Here is a 26,346-nt window from a genome sequence, read left to right on the forward strand (position 1 = left end):
TGATAGAGAGGTGGGGGATACCCTGAGGTGGCGGGGAACAGACGGAACGATGGCAGATGACCTGCGGGAGCAATACGAAGGGATGGGGACACTCGTGACGACGGCGCTCCGAAAGCGACCGTCACTGACGAGTGAGACGGACCCGGCTGACGACAGTGTGGGGACCGCCGAACGAGGGCCGATGAGGGACAGAAACCGAATCCCGATCGAACGCAGGCAGGAATAGCGCGGGTGTCGATGGACGCGCCCGGAGACGGAGCGCTGCAGACAAAATCGACGACGTATCGGTCGTGCCGTCGGAAGTCTGAAGTGTATGGACTTCGAACTTTACATATGGCTCCTGACCGCAATCGCGATCGCGTTCGTCCGGATGGCGGGATCGACACGCTGGACCCCCCTCCGATCGATGTGGTGGACGAAGAGACGCTTGAGCCGGAGACGCTGGCCCAGAACGCGCCTCGGCTCGAAACAATCGTGGAACTGCTCAACCGCCCGGCACTCGCCCGTGTCTACGTCTACATTTGCTACTGGGGCCCGGTCGCCCCACCAGAAGTCATGGATGCGCTCGACGTCTCGAAATCGACGACCTACGAGTACGTCGATCGACTGGTCGACCTCGGTCTCGTCGAGCGCGACGACTCGACCCGCCCCCAGCAGCTGACCGCCGACCCGATCGTCATCGTCGAGCAGTACGTCCCGATCGTCATCACGCCGACGGTCCTCCACGCCCTCGCACTCCAGGAGATCGACGAGGATGTCGAGTACTTCGTGGACCGATACGGTCTCGGCAAGCTCATCGCCGCGTTGCGCGGTGCCGGGCTCCACTTCGCGGGCAACACGACCCAGCGGATGGTCGCTAGCGACATCGACGTGCGCGAAACGGAGGCGATGATGATCATCTACGCGCTCAAACCCGCACTGGTCGTCGGCCGGGAGCACGATCCGTTCTTCGAGTATCTCTTCCCGGATGTACACGACGAGATGGATCTCCCGGATCCGGATACCGTGGAAAACGCCCCGACGCGATCGTCGGATACCGACGGGTGAGTCCGTCGGATAGGGCGAGACACGCCGTTAGCTGCTGACCAGGACGTCCTCGTCGACGAACCGAATGAGATACTGCCGCGCCTCCTCGGGGGACAACTCATCCAACCGCTCGGGATGGTCGCGGTCCGTAGGCATCCTCACGGTGGATTTGATGCACTATTCAGCCGATCCAGATCCCCGGTCTCGTATGTCGCTCGCCACATCGTATGGACGGCACGCGTCATGAGTGACACCTCGGTCACGTCGATACAGGAGGGGTTCGGCTGCCGTCGTCGCGGCCTCGGGTGGCGGGTGGAAATGGGTCTCGGGGGAGTGTGTATTCGGGTGGCGATCGAAGCGTCAGTTGCCGTCGTCGCTATCGACGTCATGGAACGAATACATCCCCAGTTCGCTCCACTGGATATCGAACCGGGCGCTCTCGGCGTCGCCAAACCCATCGCTGCGACTGATCTGCAGTTCCGTGGCGTCGACGAGCGGGTCGAGTTCGAGCCACAGGTCACGAATCCGCTGGAGCGCCGGCAGATCGATCGGCCCGAGCTCGCCGGCACGGTCGTCGTCGGTCATTGGCTCCGGTGGAGGCACACCCGTAGGCGTGCGCTTGAACAGCGGGACGTTGAACGCGAACGGAGAGTATAAGCCTCCTGCCGACTGTGTCGGCCAGAGCGGGAGTCCACGCTGAAAGCCCACGGCTTTAGCCGTGGGTTAGCTTACCCAGATCTGGTCCTGTGGATTGACTGTCTCCGTCCGAAAGGAGGTAGCTGCCAGAATGACTGGAATCGTTCATCTAACTCCGACGGAACACGCGAAACTGGACCGAGTACTATGACAGACGCCGCCGGATGGCCGCCGTCGCATCGCCGACGTACTCTTCGGCCGTCTCGATCGCGCGCTCCTCGAACGGCGGCGTCAGCACGCGGTGGGCACAGAGACGACCAGAGGCCGCGTTGTTCCCGGCGCCCGGCCACGTCGACGCCCCGCAGACGTAGAGGTCTTCGACGGGCGTGCCGTACCGCGACCAGCCGGGGAACGGTCGCCACAGGAAGTTCTGGCGGAGGTGGTGACTCCCGGCGACGCTGTCGCCGCCGACGAGGTTGGGGTTCGTCGCTTCGAGGTCCGCGGGCGAGTGCACGTCACGATCCCGGATTGAGTCCCGGATTCCGGGGGCATACGTCTCGAGTTTGTCGAGAACGCGCTCGGCCATCGGCTCGGCTGCCACCTCCCAGTCGGTCGCCTCGATCTCGTCGGCTGCATCGCCCTCGATCTCCGAGGGGAGGGCCCGCACCTGGACCCAGAGGATATGCCCGTTGTCGGGCGTTCGGGTCTCGTCGACGGCGGTTGTCTGGCCGACGACGAGCAGCGGCGATTCGGGGAGCTGGCCGTTCTGGGCAGCGGTGTACGTCTCCGCCAAGTCGTCGACGCTCGGGGCGATGTGGACGTACGCGAACTCCGACAGCTCCGCACCGGCCTCCCAATTCGGCAGGTCATCGAGTGCGAGATGGACCATCATCGTCCCCGGTCCGTACTCGTAGCGGTCGACTTTTTCGCGGAACGACCCAGGGAGGGCGTTGTCGTCTACGAGCCGGTCGTACAGCACCGTCGGCGTCAGATTCGCGACGACCGCTTCGCGAGCGCGGACCGTCGTGCCGTCGGCAAGCGTGACACCGGTCGCCCGGCCGTTCTGGGTGTCGACGGCGGTGACCTCGGCGTTCGTGCGGATCTCGCCGCCGCGGGCCTCGATGAGTGTCGTCAACGCCTCGGGGATCGCCGACGCGCCGCCAGTCGCGACGGAGATGCCCTCCGAGAGTGCAGTGAACGATTCGAGGAACGGAAACATTGCGCCGCCGGAGACGTCCGGGCCGAAGTCGATGTGGAGTCCCCAACAGGCCATCAGCGCTTTCGCCTCCGGCGTCTCGAAGTAGGCGTCGCCGAGCTCGCGCGTCGAGCTCAGGGGTATCTGTGCGAGATCGACGAGTCCGCTGGGGCCTTCCCGCCGAGCGGCGTCGAAGAGCGTCCGGCCGGCCGCGACGGAGGGGAGTGGCTGTCCCAGTAACGGTGCGAGGTTCTCGGCGAACCGGCCGAACTCCTCGTGGAGCGTCTCCCAGCCCTCGGCGTCGGCTGGGGAGTGCGCTTCGAACTCCTCACGGGTTCGGTCGGCGTCCTGATAGACCCGGAGAGCGTCACCGCCCGGGTAGACGTTCGCGAACGGTTTGTCGGTCTGTGAGAACGCGAGCCCCGCCTCACGGAGTTCGTCGCCGAACTCCTCGAAGACCTGCGAGCCGAGGAAGAGGTTCTGGTTCGTCGAGTGGGTGTCGTGGATATAGCTCTCGCGAGTGAGTTCGTCGCTGCGAACCGAGCCGCCGGGCTTGTCGTTGCGTTCGAGCACGCAGACGTCCCAGTCCTCGTCGGCGAGGTACAGCGCTGCTGTGTGGCCGTTGTGTCCCGCCCCGACGACGATGGCGTCGTACGTTTCGGCCATGCCCCAAGAGTTGTTTCGACGGAGACAGAAAGCTTTCGGCGGATGGAGGTCGTCGCTGACCCGATCGGCAGTAGCACGGCTCGCTCAGGAGGGGCTGTCGTTCCTCGATTTGTCTCACGTCTTTGGGACGATCGTCGACAAGAGAAGTCATTCGGACTTCCACATCTGCTCCACTGGTGAGCGCCGCGAGTGGCCACGGCAACCATGACCCCGCCCCCAGAGCACTCAATGAGGTTGATGCTCCCATCTCCTGATGAGCGATCTCTAAATTAACGAATAAACTATCTTTCTTCAAGGAGAGAATCCCACCGTTTACGGCGGGCGTGAATCCGACAATTCCTCCACGGACCACGTTCTGACGCTAATATGGATATTTAAGTAACCTCACATCGTAGCATGACGTACACCGAGGCGGTCTCACCGCCACCTAAATGCACAATATCGGGACTCCGAGAACCAGAATGTTCGAGACACCCTCTCGAACCGCTGTGGTGTCTCGGTCAAGATAACTCCGAGTCCCCTGCCGGGGATAGGAGTAACGGCGGTGTGGCCCCGCCATCGGCTCGTCATGCCGACGAGTCGTCAACCAGTAAATATCCCAAACCAGCGGTGCGGTGCCGTGGGAAGCCCCGTCGTTTACGACGGGGAGGAGGTCACGTCTTCGCTCCTGTTACGATTGCTACGATTCAGTACAGTCGTATCTATCACAACTGCCGGACCCGGCCACTGATTGCGGGTTTTAATAAAGCTTCATCAGTAGATGATTGAGCGTGTTCATCGCTTCGTCTCGCATCCTCATCGAGGCCCATCTGTAGTCCGCCCCACGGAAATATATAAATAGACACTGTCTGTCGATTGACTCGAATCATGTTGCCAGTTCAATTAGGGTTACCACTCGACCCACAGCAGTACATCCCACCACTGGTCAGTGCAGTCGTAACAGTTGTGTTGTTCGTCGTCGCGTTCGTGGCCATCTACCTGCTCGGGAAATACTTCATGACCCGCGCAGTGAGGGGGAGTCTCCAGCACCGGGACTTCGACGACACCCTTATCGACCTCGCCGTGAGCACGACGGTCGTCGTAACTGCCGTCGTGGCAGTCGCGCTGGCTGCGACGATTGCCGGGGCAGGCGTCGTTCTCTCGGCGTTTGCCGTCTTGGCTGGTGCGCTCGCGCTCGCCGTCGGCTTCGCTGCGCAGGACCTCATCGCCAACTTCGTCGCTGGGGTGTTCATCATCCAGGACGAACCGTTTACGGTCGGTGACTGGATCGAGTGGGACGGCAACGGCGGCGTCGTCCGAGAGGTCCAACTCCGCGTGACGAAACTGGATACGTTCGACAACCAGCTGGTCACCGTCCCGAACAGCGACCTCGCCAGCGCGGCCGTGATCAACAACGTGGCGAACGAGAGGCGCCGGGTGTCGGTGGGCTTCGGCATCGGCTACGAGGACGACATCGAACAGGCCCGCGACGCCATCATCGATGAGGGCTCGCGGATCGATGGGGTCCTCAGCGACCCTGCACCGGCGGCTCCCGTCACCTCGCTCGGTGACTCGGCGGTCGTCCTCGACGGCCGGATTTGGATCGATCCGGACGAGAGCGGCTACGGGGCGGTCCGTGCGCAGTTCGTCGAGGGCGTCAAAGAGCGCTTCGACGCCGAGGGAATCGACATGCCGTACCCCAACACGGAACTCTCGGGCGAAATCGAGGTTACGAACGTGGGTAGTACCGAAGGAATTACTGGCGACTGAACGAGACAATCCTCGACGCCATAGAACGTCCCTCGTGGGAGCTCTCCTGTGTAACGTGTGAGAAGCGTGAGAGACGCGGGGTATGCGACGGAGATTCGTCGAAACGACTATACGTTTAGTTTCGGGGCGTTATAGAGAGCAAGGAGAATACCTGACCCTTCAGGATCAGGATGAATCCGACAATACACTACACGAACCACGTTCGATGGCTGTTCTGAGTTTCCAATCCGTAGTTTCAAGTCTTGTTCCTTCGTAGCAGTGAGCACGGTCAGGTCGGAACGGAGCGATTCCGAACGACCTTCGGAGGCGGTCTACCCGCCACTAATGAGACAATATCCGAAACGCCAACACGGTGCACACGAACGCAGAAACGTTCGGCTCGTGCCTGTTGGTCGAGCAAGCCCAAAGGTAACTCCGAGTCCGTTGAAGCGACGTTGACTCCCTGCTGGCAAAAACAACAGATGGGAGTCGATTGACGCCGAGGATAAGAGTAACGGCGGTTTGGTACCGCCAGTCAGCCACTGTCCACGATGGCTGGGTTAAACGGGTTCCCGAAAAGTGGCAGAGACATGGTTGCGAACCTGAAACTCCCAACGCTCGGGATTCCTGCGTCTTCAGGCGCAGGAGGATGTCAATTCGGATGCCATCGACCTCCCGAGCATCTGGGCGTACATGATCCCGGCTGACTCAAACAACCTCATAGCAAACCCGCTGACGTTGTCGATCTGAATTTCGCCTCGGTCTTCCACTATCTGCTGTACACGACGTAGTGTTCTCGGTCCAGTCCGGCAGAATAGTATTGCCCCAAGTGGGTTGAAAGATTTCAGAGGATGCTGATCTCGGAATCGGCCTGACCGATCGATTGGGGGGGACCACCTTTCTGAATGACGTTGAATGCCCGCATCAGATCTGTCCGGGAGATGATCCCGATGAGCGAGCCGACACGCCCGAATCGCGACCGACGTTCGGCCTCGACGACGGCGAAACCGACGGCATCGTGCTCGCGAACGCCCTCGACGTCGACGGGTTTCTGACCGACGAGTTCGGCGGCACGAATTTCGCGCTCATCCATGCGGTCCTGCAGGGCCCGCGTATCGTCCCGACACCACGGTTGCTCTGTGATTACGCTCGCAACGACCACATGGCCCACGAAGCAGCACGGACGCTCATCGTAACCATTAGCACGCATCGGAGTTGGGAGAACAGCCCCTACATCGCTCAATTATTGGCTCTCTTGGAGTAGAAGTACGGCCCGAGCACGGTGACCCAGTCGTTTAGGTTTCCGTAGAACGATGGTATTACCGTGAAATACGCGAGTGTCAGCGTCAAGTTCCCGGTCGAGTTCGACACCGAGATCGAGCGGTTCCTCGATGAAACAGGGATCTACACGAACAAGAGCGAGTTCATCAAGGAAGCCTGCCGCGCCCACCTCCGCGAACTCAACGACGACACGGCAATCGCTGCGCTTCGGCTCGAGCAGCTGCTCGCGCAGGCTGAACAGAGCCGCAAGTCCGATAGTGAGATCGACGCCGAGCTCGCGGCGCTCGGCGAAAAAGTCGATGCGGACGACCTCGAACAAGCCGTCGAAGAGGCACGGGAGGAAACGTCCGAGCAGGTGTACGGGTCGGATGCGTGAGGATTCTCGATACGGATCTGTGGGTCTTCAGGACGCTGCGAACCAACGAGCAGGCCGCTGGATTGCTTGCCGCAATCGGCCGCGGTGAGACGACGTCGGCGATTAACGCGCACATGGTCCAGAGGCGCTGGCTGCAGGGAACGCCTCGCTTCCCTCGTGACCGACCATTCAGCTAGATTGCATCGGGGTGGATGAGAGCACCCTCCTCAGAAACGATTATCGGCTGGCGTGAGAGAGTCCAGCGTGTGACTGCTGACATCGCGTATCCCTCCGTTGACCTCATCCTCGATCTCCACGAGCAGATTGTCGAGGAAGGCGACGCCACGGAACCCGGAGTCCGATCGGAGGACGCGATTGAATCCGCGCTGCAGTACATTTCGGAGGGGTTCTTCGACGAGGTGCCTCAGACCATTCACGAAAAAGCGGTGCATCTGATGCGGTTTCTTGTTGCGGATCATCCGTTCGTCGACGGGAACAAGCGAACGGCGCTCCGAACGGTAGTCGTCTTCTACATGCTGAACGGGTACACGTTCGACTACGGTGACGAAATTCGCGCCTTGCTGCACCGCTTCGCGACCGACGAAGCCGCCGTCGACACCGAAACAGCAGTCGTCTACTTCCGAGCGTGCGCTCGTCGCAACTGATAAAGGGACACACAGAGTATGTTCGACACAGAGATGGCGTCCAGCACCGATTCCTCGGCGACGGTCGACGACGAAGTCCGCCAGCTGTACGAGCGCTATCAGGCGGCCGAGACCGACGAGGAGCGGCATGCGATCGCCCTAGAGATGGGAAAACTCGACGGGCGACGCCACGCAGAGATCTACGCGGCACTCGAGGACGAGTGACCGACTCCCCTCCCCGTTGCATTATACGGTGTCGTTCGTGACCGACGGCCAGTTCATTGAAGACCTATTCTCTGGGTTTCGGCTGACAACTAACGAGGCTGCGCCCTGCAACAGGCCACACAGTCTCGAAAGCCCTCGACCGCTCTGCATCCCGCGACCCATGCTGCGCGCCTCGTTTCACTCGGTGACTGTGGCACGGTCGTGACGCTCGATTTCCGCAGGGCTGGAAACGCTGTTGCACCCCTCTCGATCGAGAGGGAATCGTGACCGTCCACACGGGCGATTGCATCACGGTATCGTCCAGGTCAGCGATCCCTTCACATGGCTCAGTCGGGAATCTTCACTTGTTGATCAGAATTAGAAGGCACTAAGATCAGTCTGTTCATCGTCGTCTGTGTCACCCTCGACATCGGGTGGTGGCTCCTCGGGGAGTTGCGCCTCGAGGAAGGGTGCGTCGTAGTCACTCAGGAAGATGCTGAGGTCCGAGGCGGCGACCGTGACACTATAGCCCCGATCGAGGAAGTGTTGGACAGCGGTGTCGAGCGCGGCGAAATCGAGCTGCCACGCCTCGCCCGTCCACTGCCGGTGAGTCTCCTCCCAGTCGAGGGCTTTGATATCCGTCCGGTGGTCGTAGTTTGCCTCGAGGGCGATGATTTCGGTGTTGTACTCGTCGAGCCCGTAGTCGTGGACGTGGAGGTCGGCTGGGTAGGTCGTCCACTCGCTCACGACGACCCCGTCGTCGGTCGTTAGTAACAGGCTCGGGGCTGGGTGAGATACCATCTCGCCTCGGCAGTCCTCGTTGGCTGCTCTCTCTTATCGCCTGTATTAAATTTCTCGCCTACCCCTCATTAGGTCGGGAAGCGAGAGGATGAGGACTGGTCGTTCGTAGATCGGCGGAGGCGATGTGCGGTGAATCCAGCCAGCACGCTGGTAGTAAATAATCTTTATTGAGGGATGCTCCCAAGCTCTGAGCGGCATGGCAGCAGTCTGCCCCACGTGTGGGCTGCCCGACGAGCTGTGTGTCTGTGAAGAGATGGCGAAATCAGCCCAGCCCGTCACGATCGAGATCGAAGAACGTCGCTACGGAAAGGAGGTGACGATCGTGAAGGGCCTGGACGACCGAGACATCGATCTCAAGCGACTGGCCTCCGAGCTCAAGTCGGCGCTGGCCTGCGGCGGGACGACCCACGAGGACGCGATCGAACTGCAGGGCAATCACCGTGACCGGATCGACACCGTTCTGGCTGAGAACGGCCTCGAAGTCCGGTAACCACTGACCGAATCTCCGAACGGGTTCGCGTCGACCAGTTGGTCACTCGCTCTACGATCCTGTCTATGGTAACAGTTAACACGGAATACGATCTCGGTGCCTACAGAGCTGAGACGTCTCATGGCCACGCCAGATCCCCCCGACCGACCCCGTTCCGTGAACCTGTCGCTCCCCCCCGAAGCAGTGTGGACACTCCACCACGTGCTCCTCGACCGGATCGAGCAGGAAGCAGCCGAGGCGACGCCTGCGAGTGTCGAGGCGCCGCCCATCGAGGTGTTCCAGGCGTTCGAGCGGCTCGACGCCGGCAAGACCAGCTTCACCATCGCCCAGCTCGAGGCGATCCAGACCGTCCTGATGGAGTATCACCACGCCTCGACGTGGTGGGAACTCGAACGCGCCGAGATCGAACGGCTCCTCCACCGGGTCACACGCTGCCTCAACCAGCAGCAAGCCCCCTGTTGAGCCGATTGAGGGTGCCGATTCTCACCGAGAGAAGCCAGTCAGCATGGTTTTTGTGAGCTGCCGACACACCGTTGTAATAATGGCTATGAACGTCGAAACAGCGGATCTGGGAACTCTCCTCACGGAGCTGAAACAGGAGAACCCGCAGGGCTACGGCTATCTGGCCGGATACTGGGACGACGCCCGGGAGGGGTTGGAGAATACCGACCGGAACTACGCCCGTGTCAGGCATATCTACGAGAACATTCGCGACCCCCAGATCGGCACTCGTGGGCTCGGCCAGACGCTCGTCCTCCTTGCAGACCTCGACGTGCTCTCGATTCTAACCAATCGGAATAACGCCACCATCTACGACCTCACGACGTACGACGCGGCCAGACTGCGCGCCATCGGCCGCCTTCTGGACGCCCAGTAGCCACGCTCCTCGGGTTGAAACGCTTGGACTGTTTCTGTCGCTCTCCCACTCCGTCCTTCACTGGACCGCCCTCGGAATTAAGTTCCGTACCCTCCGAGTTGCTACGGATTCGATGGTTGAAATTCCTGATTCGCTACGCTCTGTGTTTAGTGCGACTGTTCACGAACAGGATGGCGCGTACGTCCTTGAGGTCCCATCGAGCGAACTTGAGAATGAGGCTATCACGCGGGGCGAGACGTACCGGGTTGTGATCCTCGACTCGCCTTCGACTACTGGCCAGGCCACAGAGCCCGCCGAGCGAGCAGACGATACACAGCGCAGAGAGCAACGTGGTCCGCCCGAGCCGCCGGTTGACGAAGGAGAGATCCGTGAGGTGACGATCGAGACAGTCGGAGACCAGGGCGATGGTATCGCCAAGGTCGAACGGGGCTACGTCGTCATCGTTCCCGAGACCCAGCCCGGCGAACAGCCGACGATCAGGATCGATGACGTCCGGCAGAACGTCGCGTTCGCGAGCGTCGTTGAGCCTGACCAGCGAACAGTCTGAACCGCTCTGCTTTGCTTCGGTCGAGTCAGAACGGATTCTCGAAGTCCGTGATGTCCTAGCACTCCGCCCGGTACGATGTGGAACGGACCCGTCTCGGCGAGGTCACATTCCCGTGATCTCGAACCGGGCTCCGCCCTCCTCGGATTCGGTGACCCTTATCTGCCACCCGTGGGCAGCCACGATATCGGCGACGATCGTAAGCCCGAATCCCGTCCCCTCTGCACTGGTCGTCTGCCCCCATTCGAAGACGGTCTCACGGCTGTCTATCGGAATTCCTTCCCCCGTATCTTCGACGAAGAACCCATCTTCATCCGCCGTATCGATACTCCCCACCCGAACGGTTACGGGAGAGCCGCCGTGATGGAGCGCGTTGTCGAACAGGTTCTCGAACAGCTCGCGCAACCGCTCGGGATCGGCACTTACCGTCCTCGATGACGTGATCCCGAGTGTCGCATCGCCCGTGTCCATGTCGGTCCAGATCTGTCGAGACAGCGTCCCTATACGGACGTCCGTCCGGTCACCGATGACGTTCCCTTCGCGCGTTAGACGCAGGAGCTTCGACAGCATCCCATCCATTCGATCGACTGCCTCATCGATCGCGTCCAAACGTTCGAGTTCGCCGGTTTCGCGTGCCAATTCGGTGTGGCCCTTGATGATCGAGAGGGGGTTTCGGAGATCGTGCGAGACGACGCTAGCGAATCGATCCAGCCGCTCGATTTTCTTTTCGAGCCGACGGCGGTGTTCGACACGTTGAGAGATATCACGAAGCATCGCGATCATCCGCGTCGATTTACCGCCCTCCTCCTCCGGGTCGAGTGCGGCCCCGGAGATCTCCACCGGAATCGTCTCCCCGGACTTACTGAGACACATCAGATCGTCCGTGAAACCCGTCCCTTCCTCGTGGACCTGGGTGATGAACTCCTCGCGTATCCGTTCGACGTCGTCAGGGTGGATGTCCTCGGGATGCATCGAGAGCAGTTCCTCGCGTGAGTATCCGAGGAGTTCGCAGGCCGCGGGGTTGACATCGACGAACGCCTCCGACTCGATATCGACGATCATCACCGCGTCGTTGTTGTGTTCGAAGATCTTCCGGTATCGCTCCTCCGTAGACGTCACACGCACTCCCTCTTCGGACTCTGATACCCGGTCTCGTCCGTTCTCGCAATCCGAGTTAGTGGGGGTCATAGAAGCGATGTACCTCCGTGAGTCTCCTCTCTTGGTCCGGGTATATCCCTGGGCGTTTCAGTACGTAATCCGATCATGAGAAACGACGGTCGGAGGACGGGGACGGTGTGATAGAATGACCTGTACGCGTTAGAACGTGATGACCTCGTAGCCTTCGTTGACCAACGATCGTACGCTGGGGTGACCGTCGTTGTCGTCGAGGCGAACCACACCGGCCTCGTCCACCGCATCGTCGACCCCGAACGCACCTGTACAGTAATCACACACCGACGCATCACCCCGGACAGCCTGGTAGAGTTCGTGAAGATCGTTATTCTCGTCTTCGAGTTCGGGGATCCACTGGGTCCCGGCACCGTCGAAGATGAGCTCCACTTCGTCGCCGTCAGCTTCTGCGAACTCCTTGGCCGTCTCGAGACCGTTCACGACCCGCCCGAGGTTAGCGTGTCCGTCGGTACCTGCGAGGATGATGACTGCTGCTTTCGTCATAGCGAACAGCAGTAGACGCGCCGCCGGTATAGCCCGTCGGTGTACGTGCAGTCCGAGTGCGGTCACGGCGAGCGTTTATATATCGGGCCGCACCACTCGACCGAGTTGAATCGCAGAAAAGCGTCCGATTCCGTCGAATATCGCTGAGAGGGAGCCCACAGACAATTTCTGGTGCAACGACGAGGAACCCTCCCCGCATGACCGGGCCGGAGACCAGTATTTAGGGTAGAGTCGGCGATCCTCGCCATGGTCCTCTTCGGCGGCCGGTGTGACCCGTTCCGGTGTCGCGTTTATCGAGGTACGGACAGGAAGACCGATCCGGGATCCCCGACAGCTACTTCTAGCGAACCGATACTTCGACGACCACATTGGACGAACGTCGTGTCACGATTACGCTTAACAGGGCTCGTCGTACATCGACAGTCGATGGAGATAACCAACGTCGAAACAGTTCAGCTGCAGTACGAGATGGAGGAGCCCTGGGGGCTCTCTCGCGACCGAGAGGTGGGCACTCGAACTGCAGCAATCGTCGTTATAGACACGGATGCGGGAATCACGGGGATCGGCGAGGGAGTGGGCCCGGAGCCGTACATCGTAGAGCGGATCGTCGAGGAAAAATACGCCCCTCGTCTGGTCGGGGAGGACCCGCTCGATATCGAGTTCCTCTGGCAGACGCTACTGACTGACGACCTCTACTGGGATCAGAAAGGGCAAGGCGTCGCTGCGGCGAGCGGCGTCGATATCGCCCTCTGGGACATCGCCGGGAAGTACTACGAGGAGCCAGTGTATCGGCTTCTTGGCGGCGATGCGGGCGGAAACGGGCAGCTCAAGGCGTACGCGAGCGACCTGTTCTGGACGGACACCGACACGATGGCTGACCGCGCCGCCGAGTACATCGACCGCGGGTTTGCGGGCGTCAAGACCCATCTCGGACGAGGGATAGACGCCGACGAGGAGCGTGTCGCCGCCATCCGTGACGCCATCGGCGACGCGGCATTGATGGTCGATATGAACTGCGGTTACGATCGACCCGAAGCGTTCCGCGCCGGACAGATGCTCGAAGAGTACGACGTGTACTGGTACGAGGAACCGCTCTCACCGTACAACGTGGACGGGTTAGCAGATCTCAGGCGAAAGCTAGACGTCCCGATAGCGACGGGCGAGAACGAGTATACCAAGTGGGGTTTCCGCGAGCTCTTCGAGGCGGGAGCCGTCGACTATGCGATGCCCGATACGATGCGCTGTGGGGGAATCACGGAAGCGAACAAGATCTGTACGCTCGCCGAATCGTTCGGCGTCGTCTGTTCGCCACACTGCTACACCACCGGAGTCGGTCTCGCCGCGACGATGCACGTGATGGCCGCCTCGCCGGCTACCCAGTGGCTCGAGTTCGACCCGACCGATTTCCCGCTGTACGAATCCCTCTTCGCCTCGTCGCTGGAAGTGTCGGACGGTCAGGTGTCACTCCCGACCGATCCCGGACTGGGGGTCCAACTCGACGGGGCGACGGTCGATAGATATCGCCTCGACTGAGCACCCGAACGACCATCGACCGGAAAACGGAAGATCCGAGAGTGGAGAACGGTGCGATCAAGCGGGGGTGATCGACGGGCCATTCATTTCCCGGGCACGTGTTCTCCGGGCACGACGCGAAGGAGGTGTATTAATATCGATCGGGCCGATCGCTTACGTACTGATTCGGGACGACCGGCGATCGAAGTACGTCTCAATGCGAGTGGCCACTGCCCCCACGGCGTGAGAACTGTCCCGAGAACGCCCGCTGGACGACTTCCGAGAGGGCGGGGTGGATGTGGACCGACTGTCGGATATCCTGGACCGTCCCCGATCCGGCCTTCATCGCGACGACGACTTCCTGGATGAGATCGGAGGCCTCGGGCCCGATGATGTGACAGCCGAGGATCTCCCCGTCGAGGTCGATGATGACCTTCACGAACCCGTCGACTTTCATCGCGCTCCCCCTGGCGGTCTGGTCGTACTGGTAGGTTCGCGTCGCGTACTCTCGACCGGCCTCCTTGAGGTCCGCCTCGTGAGCGCCGACGCCGGCGACCTCGGGGGAGGCGAACACGGCGAACGGCATCGCGGTGTAGTCGACCGGCTGGAGGTCGTCGGCGAAGAGGTTCCGGGCGACGGCCTGTGCCTCGTGGTTGGCGCTGTGTTTCAGTAGGTATTCGCCGACGATGTCACCGAGTGCCCACACGCCCTCGGCGGTCGTCCGGAGGTACTCGTCGGTCTCGATGAACCCTCGTTCGTCGGTGTCGACACCCGCCGCGTCGGGATCGAGTGTGTCCGAGTTCGGAGTGCGTCCCGCGGCCACGAGGAGCTCATCGCCGGTCACGTTCACCGTCTCTCCATCCAGTACCCCGCCGTCGTCGCCGTACTCGTAGGGGTGTGCTTCGATAGTCACCCTTCCGTCGGTCTGTGAGGCAGCGGTGGCGGCGTATCCAGTGCGGACCGTGAAGCGGTCGGCGTACCGCTCGGTGAACGCTTCGGCGACCTCCTCGTCGGCTTCCGGAAGCAGGTTCGGCCGTCGCCCGATAATCGTCACGTCGCTTCCGAACGTGCCGAAGAAGTGGCCGAGCTCGGCGGCGATGTATCCGCCGCCGACGATGACGAGGTGATCCGGTGGTCGTTCCAGTCGCAACGCTTCGGTGCTGGTGAGGTAGTCCACTTCGTCGATCCCGTCGATATCGGGTATCGACGGGCGCGTCCCGGCGGCGATCAGCACGGTCTCGGCCCGGATTTGGGCCCCGTCGTCCTCACCGCTGACGATCTCGACCGTTCGTTCCTCGACGAACCGCCCCTCCCCCTCGTACAGGTCGTGTTGTGAGGAGGAGCGCAGCCCCCGACGTATCGATCCGGCGTCGGATTCGACCTCCTCGTTGACCTCGCGGACGATCTGTGAGAACTCGACGTCGCGTACTTCTGCGTCGATGTGGAACTCACTGGCCCGCTCGACCGTCTCGAGTACGTCCGCGTGGTAGAGCAACATCTTCGAGGGGATACATCCCCGATTGAGACACGTCCCACCCAGGGGCCCCTTCTCGACGACGGCCACCGACCGACCGCGATTCGCGGCGGCGTTCGCGACGTCGAGCCCGGAACCGGAGCCCACGACCAGAAAGTCGACTTCGTTCATGCGCACCGTCGGGGACCCGCGCGTAATAATCAACCGTCGATGTGCCTCTTTTTTACACTCCCGCTATAGAGGTGTCGCCCTCCCTGGCTCGGTCTCCGGTGACGTCGAGTCGACTGCGTTCCGGGAGCGACTCGAGCTCGACAGGCCTCCGATCCAATCTGTTGTCAGGGACTGCTCAATCGGGCCCGATGACCGCTTCGCATTCGGGGCACTCTGCGTAAACGCCGATCGAACCGTCCGATCGCCGGTAGCTGATGAGCTCGTCTCCCGGTCGAATATCACCACCGCAGTTCGGACAGATCCCGGATCGTCGGTCGTCGGTCATCATGAGGGGGAGAGGGGGAAAATGGATGGCGCGGACGCCTGTTCTCTCCCATCCTCGGGTCGGGGAAGCGGTGAAATAAACACTTGGTGGGTGTGCAGGCCGAATTCACGACCGTAACCACCAGAGATCGGTCCTGAAACATAGTAGCGTTCGGACGCTTTACTCACGAGCGGGGGGACGTCCCCGCCCAGAGTGTGTTATCGGTTCCGAACGCTACTACGGCTCTCGCTTCCCAGGCCGGGCGTCAGTCGAGCCCGTAGACACTGTTCCCGCCGTGATCGTCGAGCCAGGCGAAGGCGTAGAGACGCCGTGCGGGGACGCGAGATAGCGTCCGTCCGTCGCTACTTCGCCCCGTCGCCACATCCCACGAGACACCGTCCCCGTACAAGGCGCCGTTTCGGAGCTCGAACTCGTATCCCGGGTCCTCGTACGCGTGGATTTCGGCTCCGGAGCTGACGACGATGACGTCCCGGTCGCCGACCGAGTCGAACACCATACCACCCTCCTCCCGGACTCGCGGTAGGGGATAGGCGACCGCGGCGTCGTCTCGGACGATCCCCAGCACGACCTCCTTCGGGCCGATATCCTCGCGGTCCCAGGATCGCTCCCTCCCCTCTCCACGCATCGCCCGCAGCCCGAACTCCTCCGCGGCATCGTACTGCTCGTACCGAGTCATGTTGTACACCGATCGTGGAGACTGGCCTTGCGGATCGTTCTCCCCGCCGTGAACCGGTTGCAAGACGATCCCGTCGGGATACTCGGATCGAAACCGTTTCCACGACATCATCGGCGCTGGCAGGACGGATAGCTCCCGGTTCTCGAGCGGGCCGCTGATGGACCTCCCGAGTGGTTGTTTCCACTCCGAACCGGTCTCACGGTCGTACATCACCAGCGCGTCGTCGGCGAGTTTCCCGGACGTACCGAACGTCAGGATCTGCCCGTCCACCGTCCGGTCGTAGACGGCGGCGCTCGCACAGATCGGACACCACGTCACCGCGACCGGTCGCCGCTCGCCCTCGAGGACGTCGTTGACGATTTCGTGATAGCTGAGGATCCGTACCGGATAGGCCCGGGGCGGATCGTCCTCGACCACGATCACCTCGTCATCATCATCATCGCCGAAGTACGCCGTTCCGAACGACGGGTCGTCGATACTCGGGATGGCATCCCGGGGAAGGACGTCCTGGATGTGCATACGCCGACCAGGGGTCATCGACCGATAACTACTGGGCTCTTTCGAGTTCCGACGGTCCGGTTCGCCCGTCACTCGCACCGGAGTCGTATGTATGCCCGCCTCGAAGGGGGAGTCGGTATGCCCAGGAGTTCGTTCCGAACGTCCACTGGCCGCGATGTACCGGCCGTATCCGCGTCGGAGATGCGAGACGTCGACCGGGTCGCCGTCGAGGAGGTCGGCCTGCAGCTGCTCCAGATGATGGAGAACGCGGGGCGAGCACTCGCGTGGCACGTCCGCGACATCCGGGAGGGAGACACGGATCGTCGTATCCTCGTCGTCGCCGGGAACGGGGGAAACGGGGGTGGGGGATTGGTCTGTGCACGCCACCTCGCGAATCGGGACCTGCCTGTTCGTGTGCTACTGGATAGATCACCCGAGACGTTGACCGGTGTAGCAGCCCACCAGCACCGGATCATCGACGAAATGGGGATTCCATTCACTAGCGATGTCGAGCAGCTCTCCGGACTCGAGGAGGCGATGGTCGTCGTGGACGCACTCATCGGTTACGGCATAAGTGGAGATGTCCGGCCGCCATCGAACACCTACATCGAGCGGATGAACCGACGATCGGATCCAATCGTCTCGCTGGACGTCCCGTCGGGTCTCGATGCGACGACCGGTAAGACGCTCGGCGTGTCGGTAACGCCGGATCGGACCGTCACGCTCGCCCTCCCGAAAACCGGCCTCGATGGAATACCCGGAACGTTGTTTCTCGCGGATATCAGTGTACCCGGAACCGTTTACGAGCGTCTCGGAATCGCGTACACGAATCCGTTCGAAGACCGAGACTGGATCAGGCTGAAAGAGTAGGCCACGGTAGCATTGCCCCGACGGGAATCATCAGGACCGTCGTCTCAAGTCACGGTAGAGGGTCGTACTTGGAGCCCTCCGCAACGAGACCGAGACGAGAGTCGGGTCACTGCGGTGGTCTCAGATTCGGGGTGCCCTCCGAGGCGTATCACCGGATCTCAGCGCGCGTTCCGTCCGGTAACGTAACAGCACCGGTCGATAATGGGTTGTGTGAGTTGACAGAGGTGTCGCAATACCGGCTAACACCCAATTAGTTACCAGTGGTACCTCCTCACACAGGGTGATTCGACATGGCTACATCAAGCACCTGCCCCGACGAGAACTGTTCGACCCTTGGCGTCGACGCGGTGTCGCTCGAGCCGTTCGCCGATGTCAAGACGAACGACGGTGAGCTCATCATCTACGACGAGGAGAACGAGGAGGCGTGGATACAGTCCGATACCTACTATCACAGGCGTGGTACGACCTGATCCCTCCTCGTAGCCGGTCAACGTGGGACTGGTTTCGTCTTCGTGGCGGTCCGGTCGCGACCCGAACGGATCTGCCCGGGCGGACCCGCGTTTCGGGCCGTACTCGAGGATAGCGTTCCGTTCGAAACTTTCCTCGCTTGCGAAACAGGCTCCCGAGCCGATCGAGTTCGACCCGCCGGTCGTGCGTCTCGGTCACACACGCCGAACGGTTACTTATGGTAACCAGACCCACTCTCTATCTATGACCGGACCCGATGAAACCTACGGCGAGCGGCGGTCAGACGACTGCACGACGACCGGTTCGTTCAGCGACCACGGCATCGGAGACGGCGTCGATCTCGTCACGCGAACGTACTATCGGCTCCAGGCAGCCGAACGACACGAGTTCGATCCGACCGAGCGGTTCTTCGACCAGCTCGAGTCGGCGTTCATCTGGGCCTATCTCGGCTCCGTCGACGAGCCGGGAGTCCCGACACACGTCGAGCTGGCCATCGAGGATGCACGAGCCCACACGCAGACCGAGTTCGATGATCGATCGGACGCCGACCTCCGGACGGAGGTCCTTCCCGCGTTCTATCGGCGAGTCGCCGAGTTCCACTGTATCTACCGCGAGTAGACTCCCCCGTCTTACTCGCTCCCTCCTGTCGCTCCTCGAGGCCGGAGGTCCGACTCGAATTACGCTGATACGAAGCCTCGGAAATCCCTCGCCTTTAGTCGCCGACCTCGTCGGGATGGTCACCGGCAGCTCGTTACGACGATCCGTGCGGTCGGACTCGAGTATGAGGAGTTTCGAATTGTCAGGGTCGATACACGCCTCTCGGCATGCCAGTGCTCGGGTGCTCCAGCGCAACGGCATCCGCTCGGCCTCGGTACTCGTGAAGCGTCGTACCGACGGTGCCCTCACAATCGATGGCCGCACGCGCAGTTCCCGATACAGTAGGTCCTCTCGGGTTGCTCGGCCGAGATGCCGAGTCGAGCCATTGCGAGCGCCATTGCAGCCGACGGATCGCTCTGTGGCCGGACCCGTGTCGACGTCGCCCCGTACGGACTCGGGCCGACGCTGATCCGTTCAGTTATCTCCCCGCTCTCGTGAGTAAAGACGTCCAAACGCTACTATGGATGGCGCTTGTCGTGACCGTCGCAGCTAACGTCATCAGTGCTTGAGGGTTTCCTCGGCGTTGTCTCGGGGCTTGTAACCGAGCGTTCGCATCGTCTCGGTGAGTGTGAAGTACCGCTGGTCGTTGCGCGAGACCGCGTTGACGGTAACGGGGCTCTCCGGGAGCTCGGCGATCGCCGCCCGGCGATGGACAGCACGGCAGTCCCGGGGGCTCAGCCACGTCGCCCGTGCAAACCGATCCTTCCCCGGATCGACATCGTCACCGGTCTGTTTACGGAGGTCCGCTTCGTCCATGTACCAGCCGATACGGAGGTTGACCACCTCGATCTCGTGGCGGTCGGCGTAGTATTTCGTCAGGTTCTCGCAGGCGGCCTTGCTCACACCGTAGAACGAGTCCGGAGCGGTGGGCGAGTCGGCCGGGACGGGCCGGTTGTCGGCGATCGTCGCGGTCTCGGGGTCGTCGTCGACCGAGTTGTAGGTGCCGACGGCGTGGTTCGAGGAGGCGAAGACGATACGATCGATCCCGTTCTCGACGACGGCATCGAGGACGTGTTTCGTGCCCTGCACGTTCGTCTCGGAGACCGTCTCCCAGTCGGCGTCCGGCGACGACGCCCCAGCGAGATGGAGGACCACGTCGAACGTATCCAGCTTCTCCAGCACGTCACCGGGGTCGGTCACGTCGAGCAACTCGCTGTCGATCTCGTCGGTCTCGGAGTGGGTGAACGGGACTACGTCGTGGTCGTCGCCGAACGCGTCGAGTACCTCGCGACCGACGTTGCCCCCAGCCCCGGTGAGTGCGATGTGGACCATCGGTCGCCGGTAGAATCTCGACGCGGGTATGCCTGGGGTCCTTTCGCGCGGGCCGTGCGAGCGCGCCGTCCCGGCGCCGGTCTGTCCGATCGTACGTAGTCAGTCACCGGGATCGTCCGGACAGTGTCGGCGATCGTCGGTAAACCGTCACGCACGACCGTATCAGAGACCGGCCGGGGCTACGTCACAGACATCTCGGAAGGCGCCCTGAACGACTTCCGAGATAGCGGGGTGGACGTGGATCGTCTCGGCGATCTGTTCGGCGTCTGCCCCGGCCGCGACGGCCGTGCTCACCTCGTGAATCATCGTCGACGCCTCGGGGCCGACGACGTGACAGCCCAGTACCTCGCCGTCGTTCCCGACGATGGCCTTCGCGAAGCCACCCTGGTCCCGTAGCGCCGCCCCGAGCGCAGTGTCGTCGTAGGCGCACGTTCCCACCTCGTAGTCGGTATCCTCGTCCAGGTCGTCCTCGGCTCGTCCGAGGCTGGCGACCTGGGGGGACCCGAAGATGGCGTGGGCCATCCCGGGGTACTCGACCGACCGCTCGTTCCCCCGGATGGCGTTCTCGACGACGTACTTGGCCTCTTTGTCGCCGGAGTGTTTGAACATGTAGTTGCCCGCGATATCGCCCATGGCGTAGACGCCCTCGACCGACGTCCGGAGGTACTCGTCCGTTTCGACGAACCCCTTCCCGTCGGTCTCGATACCGGCGGCCGAAACGTTCCAGACGTCGCTGTTCGGTTTCCTGCCCGTCGCGATCAGGAGCCGGTCGCCGCGGACGTCGATCTCCTCGCCGCCTTCCGACTCGGCGGTGACGATGCGCTCGCCGTCCTCGTCGGCGATAGCCGTCGCTTCGAAGCCGAGGTGCAACTCGTGTTTCTCCCGGTAGGCTTCGGTCAGGCGCTCGGCGATGGCCGCGTCCTCCCGGTCGGCGAGGACGTCGCCGTGGCCGACGATGGTCACGTCGCTGCCCATCTGAGAGAAGAAGTGGCTCAGTTCGACCGCGATGTAGCCGCCGCCGACCACGACGAGGCGGTCGGGGAGCGCGTCCAGTCGGAGGGCTTCGTCGCTCGTGAGGTACGGTGTCTCGTCGGTACCGTCGATGGAGTCCGGGACCATCGGCCGGGAACCGCCGGCGAGGACAATCTTCTCGGCAGTGAACCGTTCGCCCCTTGGACCGTTATTGTTATCGACTTCTACCGTGTGTGGACCGACGAAGCGTCCTTCGGCTTGATAGAACGTGAGGCCGCTCCGGTTGCGCGCGCGGCGGGCCTTCTCCTCGGCCGCCTCGGTGACCGTCTTTATTACGTCGTCTACGATCGCCGCAAACTCGACGCCATCGACAGACGCGTCGATGCCGAGTTCGTCGGCGTGACGAATGGACTCTGCGACGTCCGCGCGATGGATGAGTTTCTTCGTGGGGTTACAGCCCCGGTTCAGACAGGTGCCACCGAGCCGCCCGCGCTCGACAAGCGCAGTGTCCAGTCCGGCGTCAACCGACGCGTTGGCGACTGCGTTACCAGTCCCGCCTCCCAGCACGATGATGTCATACTCGGACATACCGTCCGGCCGCTAGACAGCCCAGGGGGAGTTACTTTTGCCGGGAGTGCAGAGTGGATCGCAGACCAGGCCAGGCTTTTCTGACTGCCCTTCCCACCTGCGTGCATGATTCGGCAGTCACTCGGCCGGTCGATACCGGACGCCCTTTACCTGAGGTGGATCCGGTGAACGACGGCAGATACGATCCGATCGAGGAGTACGGCTTCGTGGGGAACCTGGAGACTGCCGCGCTGATCGGCCCCGACGGCTCGGTCGACTGGTTCCCCTTCCCGCACGTCGAGTCCCCGAGTATCTTCGCCGCGATCCTCGACGCGGATCGGGGCGGCCATTTCCGCGTCAGTCCCGCCGACGGAGAGGAGGGTACGCAACGCTATCTCGACGGAACGAACGTTCTACAGACGCGGTTCGAAACCGACGGCGGTGCGCTCACCGTAACCGACTTCATGCCGCCCGCCGGGGGCGTCGACCACCCGAAGAAAGTGCTCTACCGGAAGCTCACCTGTTCCGGGGGCGCTATAGACGCCGAACTCGCGTTCGACCCGCAGTTCAACTATGCGCGCGAGGATGCGACGTTCGAGTGGACGTCGGCCGGCCTACGAGCGGAGGGCCGGGACGAACAGACCACGCTCGAAACCGATTTCGGCGTCGGTCTCGACCGCGAGGCGGGGCGAGCGATAGGGACGTCGACGCTCGAGCCCGGGGAGACAGAGTGGGTGCTCCTTCGGTGTACCGGCGCGGAAGACGCCGCCGCGGAGCCCGAAGCGGCTCTCTCGGACACGGTCGAGTACTGGCGGAACTGGGGGCACGACTGTCCGTCCGGCGAGCAGTGCGTCTTCGGTGGGCCGTGGCACGATCTGGTCGTTCGCTCGGGACTGGTCCTCAAGCTCCTCACGCACGCCGAATCGGGGGCCATCGCCGCCGCGCCGACTACTTCGCTTCCCGAGGACGTCGGCGGGGTCAGAAACTGGGACTACCGCTACAACTGGCTACGGGACGCGGGTTTCACCGTCCAGGCTCTCTCGAACCTAAACCACGTGGAGGCCGCCGCGGACTACGTCTCGTGGTTCCTCGACCTCTGTGAGGCGAACGACCCCGAAGCGATCCAGCCACTGTACGGCCTCCACGGCGAAGTAGATCTTACCGAACGTGAACTCGGCCACCTGGAGGGATATCGGAACTCGCGACCGGTTCGGGTCGGGAACGGCGCCGCCGACCAGCGCCAGCTCGACATCTACGGCGAGCTCCTGCTCGCGGTTGACGAACTCCACAACCACGATCGCCGCCTCTCCAACGAGGACTGGACGATCGTCCGCGACATCGTCGAGTACGTAACCGAGGTCTGGGACGAACCGGACTCCGGCATCTGGGAAGTCCGCGACGGTCCGAAACAGTTCGTCTACTCGAAGATCCTCTGCTGGGTCGCGCTCGACCGCGGGATCGCCATCGCGAACGAGTACGACTTCGACGCGCCGGTCGACGAGTGGCGCGAGGTTCGCGGAACGATTCGAGAGTCGGTACTGGAAGAGGGCTACGACGACGACCTCGGCGCGTTTGTCCAGACGTACCAGGACGCGGAGACGCTGGATGCAACGGGACTGCTCCTCCCAGTCGTCGGGTTCCTCCCCTTCGACGACGAGCGAGTGCAAGGGACGATCGACGCCGTGGAGGAGCGACTACTGGAGAACGAAGTGCTCGTCAGACGCTACGACGGCGACGATGGCTTACCCGGGGACGAGGGAGCGTTCGTTCTCTGCGCGTGCTGGCTCGTCGACGCACTCACCCTCTCGGGCCGCGTCGACGAGGCCAGTGACCGCCTGGAAACGCTGGTCGATTACGTCAACTCGCTCGGACTCATCTCCGAGGAACTAAACGCCGCGGATGGAACGTACCTCGGCAACTACCCGCAGGCGTTCAGCCACATCGGCCTCGTCAACAGCGCGCTCTACGTCGGCGCGGCTCGGGGGGAGGAGCTCCCCGGTCCGCCGCCGATGGGTATCCGCCTCGGGGATCCGGTAGGGATCGACGGGTACTGAGAGCGAGGACGTTCTACGTCGCCAGTCCGATTCTGGTCTGGGCGGACTCCGGCGAACGGGACCGTCACTACCGGATATCATTTCTCGGCTCGCGTAGACTGACGACGCCATGTGGCCGCCCACTGTGGATCACGGGCGGGCGGACCCTCTGTACTCGGTGTACGCCGGGGCCCAGTTCGTATAAACCAACCCCCTCCCGGCGATCGACTTTGGCATCGAACCGATTCGACCGATGTCACGGAGCCACAATACGGTAGCCGATCTCGGAACCAGCCGCCCCAGCGGGTCGTTCGCGCCGCTCGAACGGTTGATCGAACGGGGGCCGACGAGACCACCGCCTACGCCCCCGACGTCGTCGCCCAGGGGGGCGACCACCACGTCGTCGGCTACGGCGGCCACGTCCACGAGCCCGCACAGGCGCTCGTCAACGGCGAGTTCTCGTTCAAGGGGACGCTGGTGGGACGGTACGCCGAACTCCAGGAACTCGTCGCGCTGGTCGACCAGGGCGACGTCGGCCTCCACACCTCCCGCTACGACCTCGACGAGATCAACACGGTTGCCGAGCGGCTCGAACACGGCGAGATCGAGGGTCGGGCTGTCATCACCCCTCCGTAGAGGTCGCGGTCGGTCGCCGGTGGCACTGTCCCGGCTCGGCCACCGCTCGCCCCCATCGTTCGCAGGCCAGTCTCGGTCCTCGCTCGTACGTTCGAGGCGGTCGCCGCGTTCACGCCGCGGTCGCCGGCCAACGGGCAGAGGAGAGACGGTCGCGGGATCAGGCTACCAGCGCGCCGATGGCCCCGCCGATAGCGCTGTCGGTGAGGATGCGCCTGCATTGCACACCCGGCACACCGCTTTAGCCTCTGTCCGGGTGAACTATACTGTAAAAATGTCTACTGAGGAATTTGATCTCACCGAACCGGCCCTGACGGCCGACGACCTGCTCGTCCTCGAAGACCCGCACTTCGGCCCCGGAACCACGGCGGTCGTCACGGGGGCCGCCTCGGGGATCGGGCAGGCGACGGCGGTCGCGCTAGCGGCGAACGGGCTCACGGTCGTCGGTGCCGACATCGACGAGGATGGCCTCGAGGAGACGGTCGACCTCGCCGACGAGACTGACGCGCCCGGCACGGTCCACCCGGTCCCGACTGATCTCACCGACGACGGGGACGTGGAGACGATGATCGAGGTCGGGGCCGACCAGGGTGACCTCCGGTATGTCGCGAACGTCGCCGGGATGCAACACATCGCGTCGATATCCGAGTTCCCGATGGAGAAGTACGACCTCCTCCTCGACATCATGCTTCGGGCGCCGTTCCTGACGGCGAAACTCGCGATACCTTACATCCGGGCGACCGACGACGGGGTCGGCGCGATCGGCAACATGTCCTCGGTCCACGGCCACTACGCCACCCAGGACAAGCCCGCCTACATCACCGCCAAACACGGCCTCGAGGGTCTTACCAGGTCGATCGCTGCCGAGGGTGAGGGTACACTCAGAGGGTTCTCCGTTAGCGTCGGATACGTCCTGACGCCGCTGATGGTCAACCAGATCGAGGACACCGCCGAGGAACGCGGCATCTCCGAGCGGGAGGTCGTCGAGGACGTGATGCTCGGGCAGGCCCGCACGAAAGAGATGATGACGCCGACGGAGGTAGCGAACCTCTTCGTCTTCGGCTTCTCGAGACACGGCAAACACCTCAACGGTGGCGACCTGCTCTGGGACGGCGGCTACACCACGACCTATGAGTGAGACCGAACCGACGAAGGTCGCTATCGCCTGTCAGGGCGGCGGCAGCCACACGGCGTTCACTGCCGGCGTCCTGAAAGCCCTCCTCCGAGAGTGGAACGACGAGTACGAACTCGTCGGCATCAGCGGAACCTCCGGCGGCGCCTTCAACGCGCTCGCGGTCTGGTACGGCCTCGTCACCGACGGCGAGGAGCGGGCGATCGAACTCCTCGACGCGCTCTGGGAGGACCTCGCGGCTGACAGCGTTACCGACTGGATGACCAACAACTGGGTCGTCGGACTCTCGCGCATCGGGAGCACCGGCGTCCCGGTTCCCCAGGTTAGTCCGTACTTCGGACCCGGCTCGAAGCTCGGGAAAGACCGGATCAGAGGGGCGCTCGAACGCCACATCGACTTCGACGTGCTCCCGGACCTCTGTGATCGGGACGTGCCGGAACTGGTCGTCGGCACGGTCGATATCAACGCCGGCGTCTTCGAGACGTTCACCAACGAGGACGTGACGGTCGACGCCGTCCTCGCGTCGGCGGCTGTCCCGACACTCTTCGAAGCCGTCGAGATCCACGGGCATTTCCACTGGGACGGCCTGTTCAGCCAGAACCCGCCGATCGACGACCTGATGACCGTCGATGCGGCCCGCAAGCCCGACGAACTGTGGGTGATTCAGATCAACCCGCAGGAACGGGAGGGCGAACCGACCTCGCTCGAGGAGATCGCCGACCGCCGGAACGAGCTCTCGGGCAACATCTCGCTGAACCAGGAGCTGCGGGTCATCGAGCGCGTCAACGAGTGGGTCGACGCCGGCCACCTCCCCGAGAGTGACTTCAAGAGAACCGAGATCCACCGGATCGCGATGGGTAGGGCTTATCACTGCTCGACGAAAGTCGATCGGAGTCCCTCGTTCATTCGGGAACTGATTGAGCTGGGCGAGCAACGCGCGGCGGAGTTTCGGACCAGACGATAAC

Annotated in this window: 24 protein-coding genes and 4 pseudogenes; 19 read left to right on the forward strand and 9 right to left on the reverse strand. The window is 62.6% G+C overall.

Annotated elements, in window-relative coordinates; all coding sequences use genetic code 11:
* Positions 1-333: 333 nt before the first annotated feature.
* Positions 334-1,047 carry a DUF7437 domain-containing protein gene (locus WDJ58_RS24365; protein WP_338918198.1) on the forward strand — a complete coding sequence of 238 codons (714 nt, stop codon included), beginning with the start codon at positions 334-336 and terminating at the stop codon, positions 1,045-1,047.
* Positions 1,048-1,184: 137 nt separating this feature from the next.
* On the opposite strand, the pseudogene WDJ58_RS24370 reads toward WDJ58_RS24365, so the two are convergent.
* Positions 1,185-1,611: pseudogene (locus WDJ58_RS24370) on the reverse strand (hypothetical protein).
* 1 nt (position 1,612) lies between these two features.
* Here WDJ58_RS24370 and WDJ58_RS26475 point away from each other — a divergent pair.
* A pseudogene (locus WDJ58_RS26475) lies at positions 1,613-1,742 on the forward strand (RNA-guided endonuclease TnpB family protein); the annotation flags it as partial.
* Positions 1,743-1,867: 125 nt separating this feature from the next.
* Here WDJ58_RS26475 and WDJ58_RS24375 read toward each other — a convergent pair.
* Complete coding sequence (locus WDJ58_RS24375) at positions 1,868-3,523, reverse strand: phytoene desaturase family protein (RefSeq protein WP_338918199.1); 1,656 nt, start codon at positions 3,521-3,523, stop codon at positions 1,868-1,870.
* 867 nt (positions 3,524-4,390) lie between these two features.
* On the opposite strand from WDJ58_RS24375, the gene WDJ58_RS24380 reads away from it, so the two are divergent.
* The 5 genes and pseudogenes from WDJ58_RS24380 to WDJ58_RS24400 all read left to right on the forward strand — a co-directional run bounded on the left by WDJ58_RS24380 (position 4,391) and on the right by WDJ58_RS24400 (position 7,756).
* Positions 4,391-5,272 (forward strand): mechanosensitive ion channel family protein, encoded by an 882-nt coding sequence (locus WDJ58_RS24380; protein ID WP_338918200.1) that lies wholly within the window; start codon positions 4,391-4,393, stop codon positions 5,270-5,272.
* Positions 5,273-6,191: 919 nt separating this feature from the next.
* A pseudogene (locus tag WDJ58_RS24385) lies at positions 6,192-6,515 on the forward strand (hypothetical protein); the annotation flags it as partial.
* A gap of 60 nt (positions 6,516-6,575) precedes the next feature.
* Positions 6,576-6,908, forward strand: a complete 333-nt coding sequence (locus WDJ58_RS24390; protein WP_338918201.1) for a ribbon-helix-helix domain-containing protein — start codon at positions 6,576-6,578, stop codon at positions 6,906-6,908.
* Between the two features lie 245 nt (positions 6,909-7,153).
* On the forward strand, positions 7,154-7,552 hold the full coding sequence (locus WDJ58_RS24395) for a type II toxin-antitoxin system death-on-curing family toxin (RefSeq protein WP_338918202.1): 399 nt from the start codon (positions 7,154-7,156) through the stop codon (positions 7,550-7,552).
* Between the two features lie 18 nt (positions 7,553-7,570).
* Positions 7,571-7,756: a hypothetical protein gene (locus WDJ58_RS24400; protein WP_338918411.1), complete on the forward strand. Its 186-nt coding sequence runs from the start codon at positions 7,571-7,573 to the stop codon at positions 7,754-7,756.
* A gap of 357 nt (positions 7,757-8,113) precedes the next feature.
* Here WDJ58_RS24400 and WDJ58_RS24405 read toward each other — a convergent pair whose 3' ends face one another.
* Positions 8,114-8,482 (reverse strand): hypothetical protein, encoded by a 369-nt coding sequence (locus tag WDJ58_RS24405; protein ID WP_338918203.1) that lies wholly within the window; start codon positions 8,480-8,482, stop codon positions 8,114-8,116.
* Between the two features lie 250 nt (positions 8,483-8,732).
* Between WDJ58_RS24405 and WDJ58_RS24410 the strand changes: the two genes are divergently transcribed.
* From WDJ58_RS24410 to WDJ58_RS24425, 4 genes are all read left to right on the forward strand, one after another.
* Positions 8,733-9,026 carry a translation initiation factor gene (locus WDJ58_RS24410; RefSeq protein WP_338918204.1) on the forward strand — a complete coding sequence of 98 codons (294 nt, stop codon included), beginning with the start codon at positions 8,733-8,735 and terminating at the stop codon, positions 9,024-9,026.
* 120 nt (positions 9,027-9,146) lie between these two features.
* Positions 9,147-9,488 carry a hypothetical protein gene (locus WDJ58_RS24415; RefSeq protein ID WP_338918205.1) on the forward strand — a complete coding sequence of 114 codons (342 nt, stop codon included), beginning with the start codon at positions 9,147-9,149 and terminating at the stop codon, positions 9,486-9,488.
* A 79-nt stretch (positions 9,489-9,567) separates the two neighbouring features.
* On the forward strand, positions 9,568-9,903 hold the full coding sequence (locus WDJ58_RS24420) for a hypothetical protein (protein ID WP_338918206.1): 336 nt from the start codon (positions 9,568-9,570) through the stop codon (positions 9,901-9,903).
* A 112-nt stretch (positions 9,904-10,015) separates the two neighbouring features.
* Positions 10,016-10,450, forward strand: coding sequence for a TRAM domain-containing protein (locus WDJ58_RS24425; RefSeq protein ID WP_338918207.1), 435 nt, complete (start codon positions 10,016-10,018; stop codon positions 10,448-10,450).
* Positions 10,451-10,552: 102 nt separating this feature from the next.
* Here the strand turns inward: WDJ58_RS24425 and WDJ58_RS24430 are convergent, their stop codons facing one another.
* Together WDJ58_RS24430 and WDJ58_RS24435 are read right to left on the reverse strand one after the other, a co-directional pair.
* Positions 10,553-11,635 (reverse strand): HAMP domain-containing sensor histidine kinase, encoded by a 1,083-nt coding sequence (locus WDJ58_RS24430; RefSeq protein WP_338918208.1) that lies wholly within the window; start codon positions 11,633-11,635, stop codon positions 10,553-10,555.
* Between the two features lie 129 nt (positions 11,636-11,764).
* Complete coding sequence (locus WDJ58_RS24435; protein WP_338918396.1) at positions 11,765-12,121, reverse strand: DsrE family protein; 357 nt, start codon at positions 12,119-12,121, stop codon at positions 11,765-11,767.
* A 246-nt stretch (positions 12,122-12,367) separates the two neighbouring features.
* Here WDJ58_RS24435 and WDJ58_RS24440 point away from each other — a divergent pair, with 246 nt between their 5' ends.
* Entirely contained in the window at positions 12,368-13,654 is a 1,287-nt protein-coding gene (locus WDJ58_RS24440; RefSeq protein WP_338918209.1) for a mandelate racemase/muconate lactonizing enzyme family protein, read from the forward strand.
* Between the two features lie 193 nt (positions 13,655-13,847).
* On the opposite strand, the gene WDJ58_RS24445 is transcribed toward WDJ58_RS24440, so the two are convergent.
* Positions 13,848-15,278, reverse strand: a complete 1,431-nt coding sequence (locus WDJ58_RS24445) for a dihydrolipoyl dehydrogenase (protein ID WP_338918210.1) — start codon at positions 15,276-15,278, stop codon at positions 13,848-13,850.
* A gap of 569 nt (positions 15,279-15,847) precedes the next feature.
* Positions 15,848-16,798 carry a DUF3179 domain-containing (seleno)protein gene (locus tag WDJ58_RS24450; RefSeq protein ID WP_338918211.1) on the reverse strand — a complete coding sequence of 317 codons (951 nt, stop codon included), beginning with the start codon at positions 16,796-16,798 and terminating at the stop codon, positions 15,848-15,850.
* Between the two features lie 180 nt (positions 16,799-16,978).
* Between WDJ58_RS24450 and WDJ58_RS24455 the strand changes: the two genes are divergently transcribed.
* The 3 genes from WDJ58_RS24455 (at position 16,979) to WDJ58_RS24465 (ending at position 18,733) form a co-directional block, all read left to right on the forward strand.
* On the forward strand, positions 16,979-17,647 hold the full coding sequence (locus WDJ58_RS24455; RefSeq protein WP_338918212.1) for an NAD(P)H-hydrate epimerase: 669 nt from the start codon (positions 16,979-16,981) through the stop codon (positions 17,645-17,647).
* A 290-nt stretch (positions 17,648-17,937) separates the two neighbouring features.
* Complete coding sequence (locus WDJ58_RS24460; RefSeq protein ID WP_338918213.1) at positions 17,938-18,117, forward strand: hypothetical protein; 180 nt, start codon at positions 17,938-17,940, stop codon at positions 18,115-18,117.
* 241 nt (positions 18,118-18,358) lie between these two features.
* Positions 18,359-18,733, forward strand: coding sequence for a hypothetical protein (locus WDJ58_RS24465; protein ID WP_338918214.1), 375 nt, complete (start codon positions 18,359-18,361; stop codon positions 18,731-18,733).
* Between the two features lie 537 nt (positions 18,734-19,270).
* Here the strand turns inward: WDJ58_RS24465 and WDJ58_RS24470 are convergent.
* A complete protein-coding gene (locus tag WDJ58_RS24470; protein ID WP_338918215.1) occupies positions 19,271-20,044 on the reverse strand; it encodes an NAD-dependent epimerase/dehydratase family protein in 774 nt (257 codons plus the stop codon).
* A 162-nt stretch (positions 20,045-20,206) separates the two neighbouring features.
* Positions 20,207-21,604 (reverse strand): dihydrolipoyl dehydrogenase family protein, encoded by a 1,398-nt coding sequence (locus tag WDJ58_RS24475; protein WP_338918216.1) that lies wholly within the window; start codon positions 21,602-21,604, stop codon positions 20,207-20,209.
* Between the two features lie 164 nt (positions 21,605-21,768).
* Between WDJ58_RS24475 and WDJ58_RS24480 the strand changes: the two genes are divergently transcribed.
* The 4 genes and pseudogenes from WDJ58_RS24480 to WDJ58_RS24495 all read left to right on the forward strand — a co-directional run bounded on the left by WDJ58_RS24480 (position 21,769) and on the right by WDJ58_RS24495 (position 26,345).
* Entirely contained in the window at positions 21,769-23,637 is a 1,869-nt protein-coding gene (locus WDJ58_RS24480) for a glycoside hydrolase family 15 protein (RefSeq protein ID WP_338918397.1), read from the forward strand.
* 309 nt (positions 23,638-23,946) lie between these two features.
* Positions 23,947-24,252: pseudogene (locus tag WDJ58_RS24485) on the forward strand (zinc-binding dehydrogenase); the annotation flags it as partial.
* A gap of 271 nt (positions 24,253-24,523) precedes the next feature.
* Positions 24,524-25,387, forward strand: coding sequence for an SDR family oxidoreductase (locus WDJ58_RS24490; protein WP_338918217.1), 864 nt, complete (start codon positions 24,524-24,526; stop codon positions 25,385-25,387).
* Positions 25,380-26,345, forward strand: coding sequence for a patatin-like phospholipase family protein (locus WDJ58_RS24495; protein WP_338918218.1), 966 nt, complete (start codon positions 25,380-25,382; stop codon positions 26,343-26,345). Before WDJ58_RS24490 ends, WDJ58_RS24495 begins: the two co-directional genes overlap by 8 nt.
* The last annotated feature ends 1 nt before the right edge of the window (position 26,346 follow it).

This window comes from Salinirubellus litoreus, assembly GCF_037335815.1.
Lineage (GTDB): Archaea > Halobacteriota > Halobacteria > Halobacteriales > Haloarculaceae > Salinirubellus > Salinirubellus litoreus.